Origin of the sequence: Yersinia rohdei ATCC 43380 (genome assembly GCF_000173775.1) — a bacterium.
In the GTDB taxonomy this organism is placed as follows: Bacteria; Pseudomonadota; Gammaproteobacteria; order Enterobacterales; family Enterobacteriaceae; genus Yersinia; species Yersinia rohdei.
The window spans coordinates 151760-163449 of sequence record NZ_ACCD01000005.1 but is presented as its reverse complement, the minus strand read 5'-3'; the positions used below and the strand labels follow the sequence as shown (position 1 = coordinate 163449).

Genomic DNA, 11690 nt, shown 5'->3' with positions numbered 1-11690 from the left:
GCAAAACCCCTGAATCAATGATTCAGGGGTTTTTTGCATTATAATTTTTATATATTTCCTCTCTGCCAGATATATCACACCATAAAAAATCATCGACTCCCTCTGGCTGTAATATTTACAGCTTAAAATACTCTCTGCAATACTGTTAGTTTTGTTCAGCAGGTTCAATTCTTAATTGATAGAGTTATTTGGATAAGGGCTTAGAAGGTATCTGTGACGGGAAGAGTAAAATAAACTGGTTATAGAGATGGTAGGCCCTCTGACAGAGGGCTTAAAGGTTATGCAGATAATTTACGGCAGATTAATAATGTATGCCCAATTCCTAATCCATCAATATCTTTCTCAATATGGAACCCGGCGGCAGATAAGCACTGGTAAAAAGTATCTGAATGGTAAAAACGACTATTGCCATTAGCCATACATGTGAAATAAAGAGATGACGCATTAAGACTAAATGCACCAGCTTCGAATTGTTGCCGATCCCAAAATATCTCCATAATACATACGTAGCTATCGGGTTTCATCGCACGATGAATAAGTTTAAGGATATGCACAATTCTTTCTTCACTAAAACAGTCCAAAAATTGGCTCATCCACCAAACGTCTGCATCTCCTGGTAACTTATCAGCTAATAATAAATCGACAGGATACGTACCGATACGGTCACTATAACCTTTGTTTTTAACATTTTCTTTAGCTAAGGTTATCTGCTGCGGTAAATCCAGTAATGTTATTTTTACATCGGGGTCATAGGCTGCACATTGTAGTGCCCACTTACCGGTATTAGCACCGACATCATATATATGCTTTGGCTCAAGAGAGAAAATTTCTTTTAGAGCAATTTGAAAGGCATTATCGGAATAGAAATGATCAAAGGCAAACCAACTGTCACGGGCTGCTGTAGGTAGTTCGCTCAGTGCGGGGTAAATAGTCGGCCATTCACCAAAAACAGATAGCCCGGCAGGCTTTCCCGTTTCTAATGCTTCTTTTAAATTGAATAAGCCTTGATAACAAACATCTTGAGTGAAGTCCATATTTACGCGGGTCATTTGATCATGCAATAAATAGTGGCCAACCTTTCCTAAATAAAATCGCGTTTCTTTTTGGTAGAGGATGTTACCGCTAAGGCCCATATCTAGCAGGATGCTGATCGCATATTTGCTGAGTGAACAATGGGTTTCAAGATCATTCAGTGTAATACCATTTTTACCTGACTCATCCAATGCGGCGAGGATCCCTGACTCTCTAAGATTAAGTGCGGCTTGAAATAGCATTGGGGCAAAGGCTATTTTCTGGGCCTCAGTGATTGCCGCCAAAGCACTAATTTGGTCTTTATCATATCCGTAGCGCAAACTTACATCCTCATAATTCAGGTAACAGCTCACCATTCAGCATTATCTAATTTTGAATGGTGAGCAGGTACTTACTATAGTTATTGGTGATGAAAAAATTATATACTTATGATTTATTCAGCTGGATTTGGATGTCTTTGTTTAAGTTAGCAATCCAACGGTTATACTTTGAATGTATTTTCCCGTTTTTTGCATCCATATTAGTACTGCCAACATAGCTAATTTGATAATTATTAGCATTGTAATTTATTTTAATTTCAACCGAGTGGCCTCGATTTATTAGTTTCCCATTAATCACACCTTCAGATGCTGGCACCATTATCCAACCACGATTTATCCCACCAGCCAGAATCGCTTTTTGTACTTCGGAAGCCGTATGGCTACCCACCACGGTTTGACTAACGTTTTGGATGGGTGTTGTACCAGCACAGCCAGTAATAAATGCAATGGATACAGCCCCAACTAGAAGCATTCTTAATAGTTTCATGATAGTCCAATTAATTAATGTTTTTCATGTTATTCATGAATGAATAACGCAGAAATACTATACGGAAATGATAAAATACTCTTACTCATTAAAATACACAAATATTCTTATGTTTTTTTACTTTAAATATATGTTAATTTTTTATTAAATAAATTATTGGCTATTTATTTTACAGCTAAAATTAAAAAGATAAAATTTCTCTAAAGAATTTCATGATCATGCCGATATGTAGGATGTTTTTATTTTTTTATTCTGATTTTCCTAGGGAGAATTATTATGGTTAATTTAAAATATAATTAAGATGGTTTTTAAATGCTTTTTACCTAAAAATAGAATAGATTATCCCGCTTTAATGCTTAGGAAGTCCTGATATCATGGCTCATTCGTTGAATATATTGAACTGGTGTGCTTTAGCTCCTGGCATGGGCTGTCATGAGCATTGGATTTCTTGGGCACGAGATTCTGAACTCAGTACTCAATGGCAAGGGGCTTTACCCAAGTTATCGCATATACCAATGATGTCTGCGAGAAGAATGAGTACCGGTAGCCGGCTGGCCGTTGAAGCAGGCCTATCGTTGTTAGACAGCGCACCTGTTGATATGGCGATATTTACCAGCCGTCATGGAGAACTAGAACGTACTTATAAAGTATTACAGTGTCTTAAGCAGCAGCAGAATATTTCTCCAACGGATTTTGCCATGTCAGTACATAATACTGCCTCTGGATGGTTAACTATCACAGCAAGTGATACCATGCCAGTGACATCCCTTGCTGCGGGAATAGATAGTTTCCAACAAGGTATTATCGAGGCTATGGGAATGCTCGCCAGCGGTGCTGAGCGTGTTCTATTGGTCGATTTTGATGGGGTTTTGCCTGATTTTTACCATTCTCAGACTTCTCCAATAGGTTTGCCTTATGCTTTGGCATTATTGTTAGGTACTGGTGATGGTTTACAGTGTGAATACATTCCTACGATTGATTCCAATGAATCTGGATTACCTCAGGGACTTAGTTTTCTACGTAACTGGCTGAATAAAAAAAGCTCTTTCGTTATACAAGGTCAGCATAATAATTGGCAATGGAGTCAATGATGGATAGCTTCCTTACGGGAAAAACTGCAGCCCAACATTCTTCTTTGCTAAATCGATCGTGGCGAGTTATTGCAACTGGTTTTTGCTTTGTGCTTTTTGGTTTAGGGGGGCTGATATTATCTATTTTATGGTTTTCCTCTCTTCGCATAATTATTCGCTCTGAAAATGTACGTAACCAAATTACTCAAAAGAGTATTCGTTATAGTTTTCAATTTTTTCTACGTATAGCCAGATTTCTCGGTGTATTTGATTATAAAATAGAAAATAATGAGTTGTTCTCTGAAGACTCAGGATGTCTGATTGTTGCTAACCATCCAAGTTTATTAGACTACGTGTTGCTGGCTGCACATATGCCAAGGTGCGATTGTATTGTCAAAGAAGCCTTGTTAAATAATATATTTGTTTCAGGCGTCATTAAGTCTGCAGGTTACTTGGTTAATAGTGAGTCTGATAAACTGCTGGCGCATTGTAAAGCCCGTTTAGATCGTGGGGGGAGCATTCTTATATTCCCTGAAGGAACCAGAACAACTGCGGGCAATACCCTAAGCTTGCAACGAGGAGCTGCGAACATTGCATTACATAGTGGGTGTGATATTCGAGTTGTCTATATTGACTGTAATCCACCAATGCTGACGAAAGAACTGAAATGGTATAATATTCCGTTGGTAAAACCTCAATTTAGAATTATTGTTCAAAATAAAATCAACTGTCATGACTTTATTCAGGATAGTGATTTATCTTTAGCACTGGCTGCAAGACGACTTACTAAGCATTTAACCTGTGAATTAATGCCCGAATCTAAGAGAAATAGTTAATGGAATTACTAAGTAGTGAGATTAAACAGCTAATTATTGATGCCTTAAACCTGGAGGATATGTCGGTGGAGGATATTGATTCTCAGGCCGCATTATTTGGTGATGGTTTAGGTTTGGATTCAATAGACGCACTGGAACTTGGATTAGCACTAAAAAACCGATATAGCATCGTACTCTCTGCTGAGAGTGAAGATATGCGCCAGAACTTCTATTCGGTGGAAACGCTCGCGAAATTTATTTCTGAGCAGCGTAACTAACAGGATATTGCAATAATGGAAAAACAAGAAATTTATCAGCAGATTACAGATCTTCTCGTTAAGCTTTTTGAGCTTGATGCCGCTGATATCAAACCAGAATCTCGGTTATATGAAGAATTAGAATTAGACAGCATTGATGCAGTCGATCTGGTCGTACATTTGCAGAAGGCGACCGGCAAAAAGATAATGCCGGAAATGTTCAAGTCTGTGCGAACGGTTCAAGATATTGTCGATGCTGTCGATAATTTGCTAAACGCCAAGTCGTAAACGGTGGCATCAGGTGACAGTTAATCAGAGTAATTTATTCATTGGTCGCCTGACTGCTTTACTCAAAGTCCTCACCATTGTCGCAATTACAGCATATCCATTGGCGGTATGGTTTGGTTTGACGCGTTGGGGAATGCAGGTATTAGCCCCAATACTGCTATTAATGTTTACAGTGCGGCTTTTTGTGGTGCGCAGCAAAATCAAACAACAACTTTGGCTGGGTAAAGCACTGGCACTGACGGGCATAATTCTGTCTTTAGCCAGTTGGGGGTTAGGGAAGACGCAGTGGTTGTTGTTTTATCCCGTTGTGGTAAACATCCTTTTACTGACTTTGTTTTCTTATTCTCTCTTTCGCCCCCCTTCCATCATTGAAAGATTAGCAAGACTGACTGAACCTGAATTATCTCCCTTGGCTGTGGCATACACCCGAAAGGTAACACTGGTTTGGTGCGTTTTTTTTGTCATCAATGGCACCCTTGCGCTGGCAACCTGTCTGTACGGTGATATGCATTTATGGGCCTTATATAACGGCGGGTTAAGCTATTTACTTATTGGTTCTTTGATGGGGCTGGAATGGATTATCAGGAAGAGGGTTCAACAACAGTGAACCTGGCAATGGCTAATTGGCTGGATCATTCTCGCGATGATGCTTTGGTTATCGCGATGTGCGGTACTAAGTCTATCACTTTGAATCAGCTCAGGTGTGATGTTGCCTATCTATCTCATAAAATGACTCTTTTGCCCAATATGCGCTGGGCGTTATGTTTTGAAAATAGCTATTGGTTTACTGTCGCGTTACTGGCCACGCTGTATTGCAAGAAAACACCGGTTATTTTTGGTCATGCTCGTGAAGCTGTTCTCAAAGAGCAACTTCATGAATTTGATGGCATGCTGACTGATCAACAACTGAATCTTGAATGTCCGCGCATTATGGTTACAGGACATGTATCCCCCGAGGCTATTTATAGTCCACTGCCTAACTGGCCTTCTGATGCTTCATTAATTCTGTTCACGTCCGGTTCTACTGGTGCGCCTAAAGCAGTGGTTAAATCTATCGAGGGTCTGGATATTGAAAGCCATTGGCTGGCTATGCAATGGGGGCGGTATATTGATAGAGCGAATAACCCACTGATTGTTGCATCGGTATCCCACCAACATTTATATGGGCTAACTTTTCGTATCTTTTTACCACTGTCACTGGGTATCCCCTTTCAGGCTGAACTGATTGGCTACCATGAGCAACTTCAATTTTTACCCGAATGCTGCTCGCCTATATTTATCAGTAGCCCTGCATTTCTAAAACGCCTGGATGTGAAATTGCCGCCCATACAGTGTCAACAAATCTTCTCGGCTGGCGGCCCGCTCAGTTTTCACGATGCACAATCTACTTTGGCTGTTTTGGGCATTTTGCCAACAGAGATTTATGGTGCAACCGAAACCGGCCTTATTGCTCATCGTCAGCAGTTTGAACCACAGCAACCATGGCAGTTTTTTTCAGGAATAACTCTGGATATCAATAGCGACAATACTTTCACTGTCTATTCGGCCCTAATACCTGAATCAACCGGTATGCCTATGAGTGATATTATTGAGCTATCTGATGATGGGCAGGGTTTCCATCTGTTAGGGCGCCAAGATCGAATTGTTAAAATAGAAGAAAAACGTGTTTCGCTGACTGAGATAGAGCAGCGCCTGCTTTTGCTTCCTGATATTGCCGATGCAACAGTATTACTCTTAACTCAAAATGAGAGAGTAAACATTGCCGCTGTCGTGGTGTTGACGGATGCGGGCAAAGAACAACTCTGCACAGAAACCATGAGTTCTTTCAATCAAAAATTGCGAAGTGCTTTGCGTAATTGGCTTGAACCGGCTTCTCTTCCTCGCCGTGTGCGTGTCATTGATGTTATACCAGTGAACCCACAAGGAAAGCGTGATTATGCCCGGTTACAGGAGTTATTTTTATGATGTTCCCCGTTGTCATCAGTCAGCAAATAACAGGTGATCACTTAGCGACGATTGATCTCTTATTACCTGCTGATTTGTTGTGGTTTAGTGGGCACTTCCCTGTTTGCCCGATACTGCCAGGTGTTGCACAACTCAATTGGGTTATGCACTACGTCAATGAGTTATTGGGCCCGTTGCCAGTGATGAAAAGTATTGACGTCGTAAAGTTTCAGCGCCCCCTGATGCCTGAAGATAAAGTGACATTAGTCCTTAACTGGGAGCGGACAAAGCATAAACTGATGTTTAAATACCTTGTCCACGGCGAAATAACCGCCAGCAGTGGAAAGATATCGCTATGTCAGTAATCTCTTTCATGCCGTGCATTGTTATTCCCTGTTTCAATCATGGCCACACTATGGCGGGTGTGTTAGCTCAGTTGGCTGTTTATCAACTTCCTTGCTTCATAATTGATGATGGCAGTGATGCAGATACCGCGAATGAGTTGGCTCGTTTGGCTGCGGAATATTCTTGGGTAGTGCTGGTAACGCAAGCCGATAACCGTGGTAAGGGAAATGCAGTTCTGAATGGATTGGCAATAGCGCAGCAGCACGGATATAGCCATGGTTTACAAGTTGATGCTGATGGTCAGCATCAATTATCAGATATCCCCCTCATGCTGGCTGAGGCAGATAAGCACCCTCAGTGTTTGATTTCCGGGCGGCCGGTTTATGATGACTCCGTACCAAAAGCAAGGCTTTATGGGCGCTATATCACTCACTTTTGGGTGTGGGTCGAAACACTGTCCTTGTCGCTGAAAGACAGCATGTGTGGTTTTCGTGTTTATCCGATTGCTGAAACCCTGGCTTTAGCTGCACAACATCCATTGGGTGCGCGAATGGATTTTGATACTGAGGTTATGGTGAGATTATATTGGCAGGGGACAGAGAGCCGATTCCTGCCAACACAGGTCACTTATCCAGAAAATGGCGTTTCGCATTTTGATGCATTGCATGACAACCTGCGCATTTCCTGGATGCACACGCGCTTATTTTTTGGCATGGTGCCGCGTATCCCCGCATTACTTAAACGCAATCTACAAAAGCCTGAACATCACTGGTCTAAAACAAAAGAGCGCAGTGGATTGTGGGGCATGCGTTTGATGCTGCGCAGTTACAAAGCTTTGGGGCGGACTGCTTTTAATCTGATGCTATACCCTGTTATTGGTTATTTTTGGCTTACCGGCCATCGCCAACGTCGGGCATCAATTCAATATTTACAACGACTTACTGATTTTGCCGCACAGCAAAACCATCCACTACCCACATCTTTAAATAGTTTTCGCCATTTCATGCGTTTTGGTGAATCTATGCTTGATAAATTGGCCAGTTGGCAAGGGGATTTAGTCGTTGATAAAGATGTGATTTTGGTTGATGGGGAGTGCTGTAAGGCACAGATTGCCCGCCGTCAGGGGGCGCTAATTTTGGCCTCCCATTTAGGGGATATTGAATCTTGCCGAGCTTTGGCTGAGTTATCAGTTGGTGTGAAAGTTAATGCTTTAGTTTTCACTCACCATGCGGCGCGTTTTAACCAAGTGATGCAAGAAATTAACCCACATGCACTTATTAACTTGATTCAAGTTACGTCTATTGGGCCTGATACAGCCATATTGTTACGGCAAAAGCTAGACCAAGGTGAGTGGGTCGCTATTGTCGGTGACAGAACTTCTGTCAGCCCCTATCAGCGAGATGACCAACCCAGAGTTATCTGGAGCTCATTTTTAGGCCATCCAGCGCCTTTCCCTGTCGGGCCATTTGCTTTGGCTTCGGCCTTGCGGTGTCCTGTATTTTTGATGTTTGGTTTAAAACTCGCCAGGGAAAAACTGCCGAACTCACCTGCAAACAGCACTAACTCAGTTTCTTCTGCCCGATTGCATGTTTACTTCGAGCCTTTCGCCGATCCACTGATATTACCGCGAGCAAATCGCCAGGCAGCGTTGCAACAAGCAGTGGATAGCTACGCAGCTCGTTTGGAACATTACAGTTTATTAGCGCCGCTTGATTGGTTTAATTTTTATGATTTTTGGCATTTAAGCGACGAAAAACCAAGGAAATCCGTGAAATGAATTTACCTGATGACCCGCGTTTTACTACCCGGATAGTTCACAATATTCCTTTCCATGATATCGACCCTATGGGGGTTGTGTGGCATGGCAATTATTTCCGTTATTTTGAAATCGCCCGTGAGGCATTACTCAACCAAATTGATTATGGCTATCGCGCGATGCAAGCTTCAGGCTATGTATGGCCAATCGTTGATACAAGAGTGAAATATATTGCCCCGCTTGAATTTGAACAGCGGATTCATATTTGCGCTTCTATTGAAGAATACGAAAACCGCTTACGTATCGGTTACCAGATTTATGATGCTAATAGCGGCAAGCGGATGACCACGGGATACACCATTCAGGTTGCAGTGAAGGAATCGACAAAAGAAATGAATTTTGTTTCTCCACCGGTGCTGCTGGAAAAAATGGGTATCACTTTATGAAATCTATTCTGACAATTCTATTGCTTTGCCTAAGCATCAATACCTATGCGGTAACACTGTCATCTTTGCAGCAACGATTCAGTGAGCAGCCAGTGTTGCGTGCTAATTTTGAACAACAGCGCAGCATAAGTGGTATGGATAAACCATTGAAATCAAATGGTAATTTATTGATTTCACGTGAGAAAGGTCTTTGGTGGTCACAGCAGCAACCTTTTGCCCTGACACTATTACTTGATGATAAGCGTATGGTGCAAACCATGGCAGGCCAGCCCTCACAGGTAATTACTGCTGACAGCAATCCTCAAATGTTCCAGTTTAATCACTTATTAACGGCACTGTTTCATGCCGATACCTCTGTTCTGGAACAAAATTTCACCTTGGCCTTTACTGACCTTGGTCAGGATAAGTGGGTGTTAGTGCTAACGCCGAAAACAACGCCATTGGATAAACTGTTTAAAACCATCACGTTACACGGTCAGTTCTTTCTCGAAACTATTGATATAGAAGATATGCAGGGCGATGGAACCCACATCCGCTTTTTCAATCAACTCACTGAACCTAAGATACTGAGCCATGCCGAACAGCAGCTTTTTGCGCACTGATTGCCATCGAAAACTGGCTATCGGCTGGTTACTGGTCTGTTTACTCTTATTGGCAACATTACTCTGGCTGATCCCCCGTAGTCAGATTAACAGCAGTGTTTTAGCGCTGTTGCCAAAACAGGAGTTAGCGGGTGTTCCTGCTGAACTGACCGAAGGGTTTAACCAGCGCCTTGATCGCCAATTAGTATGGCTGGTTAGCCCTGCGCAAGACACATTAGCCCCAGTGAACTGGTGGTTACAGCAGTTGCAAAAAATGCCAGAACTGCATCAGGTCAGCGGTGAAATGACCGCCCAACGGCTACAAGAGTGGGGGGCTTTTTTCTTTCAGCACCGCAATGTGCTACTTGATGATGCAACACGTCTGCGGCTGAGTAAGGGCGGCGACGCGCAAGCACAATGGATACTCGGGCAGGCGTACTCGGCATTTGCTGGCGTAAGTGGTAAAGAGTTGCAGCATGACCCATTGTTGCTGGTTCGTGGTTCACAACTGGCGCAACAGCAAAACAGCGGGACATTAAGCCTTAATAAGGGATGGTTGGTGGCGAAAGAGAGCCACGGGCGCGAATGGTATTTAATTCACGGAGAATTACGGGCTTCGTCCTATGATATGGCCAGTGCACGTAGCACTGTTGAGTCATTAGCTGCATTAAAACAACAACTTCAAGAGCGCTGGCCTGGTACTGAAGTACTGGAACGCGGGACGATTTTTTACAGTAATTACGCCAGTCAGCAAGCTGAAAGTGACATCTCGACCATCGGTGTGATATCGGTGGTTGGCGTGTTTCTGCTGATCCTTATCATGTTCAAATCCCTGTTACCACTTGGCTTATGTCTGCTATCAATCACCATTGGGGCATTGGCGGGGGCAGTCGCAACGTTACTTGTCTTTGGTGAAGTCCATGTGATGACTCTGGTATTGAGCGCCAGCATTATAGGGATTTCAGCTGATTACACCCTTTATTACCTGACAGACCGCATGGCACATGGCAAGCAAATAACGCCATTAGAGAGTTTGAAAAAACTCTTCCCTGCGTTGTCAATGGCACTATTGACCACAGTAACTGCTTATTTAATCTTACTTATTGCCCCTTTCCCTGGATTACAGCAATTGGCAGTATTTGCCGCCGCGGGTTTAACCGCCGCCTGTATCACTGTGATGTGCTGGTACCCCATACTCGCAAAACGATTACCGGTTCGCCCAGTACCCAGTTTAAAGTTGATTTATCTATGGTTAGCTCTCTGGCAAAACAACCGGGCATTACGATTTGGCTTGCCTGGAATCATTATTGTTTTGATTATCAGCGGGATAGCTACTTTAAAAGTTAATGACGATATCAGCGAATTACAGGCGATGCCGCGTGAGTTCCAGCAGCAGGAACAGCGTATTGCAGCACTGACTGGGCAGCACAGTGACCAAAAGTGGTTTGTGGTTTATGGCGATAATACTGAGCAAGCATTGCAACGCTTAGAGCAATTTTCTCCTCATCTGTTAGAGGCTAAACAGGCCGGCTGGCTTGAGAATTACCGCGTGCTGCCACTGCCATCACTATTGCGCCAGCAGCAAAATCTGGCGTTGCTTGAGCAAACTGCGCCGAGCATTATCCAAAAATTGCAACAAGCAGGCGTGAGTGTTTCCTTGCCAAAAATGCCGGTAGAAGGTAGTCAGCAGGTGTGGGTAACGCCAGAGCAGTGGCTTGGTTCTGTTGTAAGTGAAGGCTGGCGATTGCTGTGGCTCTCATTGCCGGACGGGCAAACGGCAATGTTGGTGCCGGTAAGTGGCGTTAGTCATCCTACCGCTTTGCAACAGCTGGCAACATCCGTACCCGGCGTCTCTTGGGTTGACAGGAAAACAGAATTTAATGAGCTGTTTTCCCTTTACCGTGCTTATTTATCATGGCTGCTACTCATTTCTGCCATTGCTATAGCGGTTGTCTATTGTTGGCGTTTGGGGCTTCGTCGCGGTTTGTACTGTATTACTCCGACCTTCCTTTCATTGGGGATGGGGCTGGCGGTACTTTCTTTTACCGGTCATTCATTGAATCTCTTTTCGTTACTGGCATTGATATTGGTTCTTGGGATTGGCATCAATTATACCCTATTCTTTACCAACCCCCGCGGGACACCAGCTACCTCGATGTTTGCCATCTTTATGGCGGTATTCACCACCCAGCTGACTTTCGGCATGCTGGTATTCAGTCACACGCAAGCTATCAGTAGCTTTGGCATTGTACTGAGCAGTGGCGTATTTACCGCCTTTTTATTAGCGCCTTTGGCGCTGCCAACCCCCAAGGAGAGCGGGCGTGAATTATAAACGCAGTGGCGTATTGT

General features: G+C 43.3%; 13 protein-coding genes. 11 read left to right on the top strand and 2 right to left on the bottom strand.

Annotated elements, in window-relative coordinates; translation table 11 throughout:
• Positions 1-278: 278 nt before the first annotated feature.
• Both YROHD0001_RS11700 and YROHD0001_RS0117605 read right to left on the bottom strand, forming a co-directional pair.
• Positions 279-1352: a methyltransferase gene (locus YROHD0001_RS11700; protein WP_004714085.1), complete on the bottom strand. Its 1074-nt coding sequence runs from the start codon at positions 1350-1352 to the stop codon at positions 279-281.
• A 106-nt stretch (positions 1353-1458) separates the two neighbouring features.
• Positions 1459-1839: a hypothetical protein gene (locus tag YROHD0001_RS0117605; RefSeq protein WP_032816484.1), complete on the bottom strand. Its 381-nt coding sequence runs from the start codon at positions 1837-1839 to the stop codon at positions 1459-1461.
• Positions 1840-2213: 374 nt separating this feature from the next.
• Here YROHD0001_RS0117605 and YROHD0001_RS0117600 point away from each other — a divergent pair, with 374 nt between their 5' ends.
• Genes YROHD0001_RS0117600 through YROHD0001_RS11740 form a run of 11 tightly spaced genes read left to right on the top strand, consistent with a single transcriptional unit; the run spans position 2214 to position 11673 of the window.
• Positions 2214-2930 carry a beta-ketoacyl synthase chain length factor gene (locus YROHD0001_RS0117600; RefSeq protein ID WP_032816482.1) on the top strand — a complete coding sequence of 239 codons (717 nt, stop codon included), beginning with the start codon at positions 2214-2216 and terminating at the stop codon, positions 2928-2930.
• Complete coding sequence (locus YROHD0001_RS11705; protein WP_004714083.1) at positions 2930-3745, top strand: lysophospholipid acyltransferase family protein; 816 nt, start codon at positions 2930-2932, stop codon at positions 3743-3745. Before YROHD0001_RS0117600 ends, YROHD0001_RS11705 begins: the two co-directional genes overlap by 1 nt.
• Positions 3745-4002 (top strand): phosphopantetheine-binding protein, encoded by a 258-nt coding sequence (locus YROHD0001_RS0117595; protein ID WP_032816480.1) that lies wholly within the window; start codon positions 3745-3747, stop codon positions 4000-4002. Before YROHD0001_RS11705 ends, YROHD0001_RS0117595 begins: the two co-directional genes overlap by 1 nt.
• Before the next feature lie 15 nt (positions 4003-4017).
• Positions 4018-4269 (top strand): acyl carrier protein, encoded by a 252-nt coding sequence (locus tag YROHD0001_RS11710; RefSeq protein WP_004714082.1) that lies wholly within the window; start codon positions 4018-4020, stop codon positions 4267-4269.
• 13 nt (positions 4270-4282) lie between these two features.
• Entirely contained in the window at positions 4283-4876 is a 594-nt protein-coding gene (locus YROHD0001_RS11715; RefSeq protein WP_004714081.1) for a COG4648 family protein, read from the top strand.
• 8 nt (positions 4877-4884) lie between these two features.
• The gene (locus YROHD0001_RS11720) at positions 4885-6234 is read left to right on the top strand and encodes an AMP-binding protein (RefSeq protein WP_004714080.1); all 1350 of its coding nucleotides are present in this window, start codon (positions 4885-4887) and stop codon (positions 6232-6234) included.
• On the top strand, positions 6231-6578 hold the full coding sequence (locus YROHD0001_RS0117590; protein ID WP_032816476.1) for an ApeI family dehydratase: 348 nt from the start codon (positions 6231-6233) through the stop codon (positions 6576-6578). Before YROHD0001_RS11720 ends, YROHD0001_RS0117590 begins: the two co-directional genes overlap by 4 nt.
• Positions 6569-8335 (top strand): glycosyltransferase family 2 protein, encoded by a 1767-nt coding sequence (locus YROHD0001_RS11725; protein WP_032816474.1) that lies wholly within the window; start codon positions 6569-6571, stop codon positions 8333-8335. Before YROHD0001_RS0117590 ends, YROHD0001_RS11725 begins: the two co-directional genes overlap by 10 nt.
• Positions 8332-8760: an acyl-CoA thioesterase gene (locus YROHD0001_RS11730; RefSeq protein ID WP_032816473.1), complete on the top strand. Its 429-nt coding sequence runs from the start codon at positions 8332-8334 to the stop codon at positions 8758-8760. The genes YROHD0001_RS11725 and YROHD0001_RS11730 overlap by 4 nt, the downstream gene beginning before the upstream one ends.
• Positions 8757-9362 (top strand): LolA family protein, encoded by a 606-nt coding sequence (locus tag YROHD0001_RS11735; RefSeq protein ID WP_032816471.1) that lies wholly within the window; start codon positions 8757-8759, stop codon positions 9360-9362. The genes YROHD0001_RS11730 and YROHD0001_RS11735 overlap by 4 nt, the downstream gene beginning before the upstream one ends.
• Positions 9334-11673 (top strand): MMPL family transporter, encoded by a 2340-nt coding sequence (locus YROHD0001_RS11740; RefSeq protein ID WP_032816469.1) that lies wholly within the window; start codon positions 9334-9336, stop codon positions 11671-11673. Before YROHD0001_RS11735 ends, YROHD0001_RS11740 begins: the two co-directional genes overlap by 29 nt.
• Positions 11674-11690: the final 17 nt, after the last annotated feature.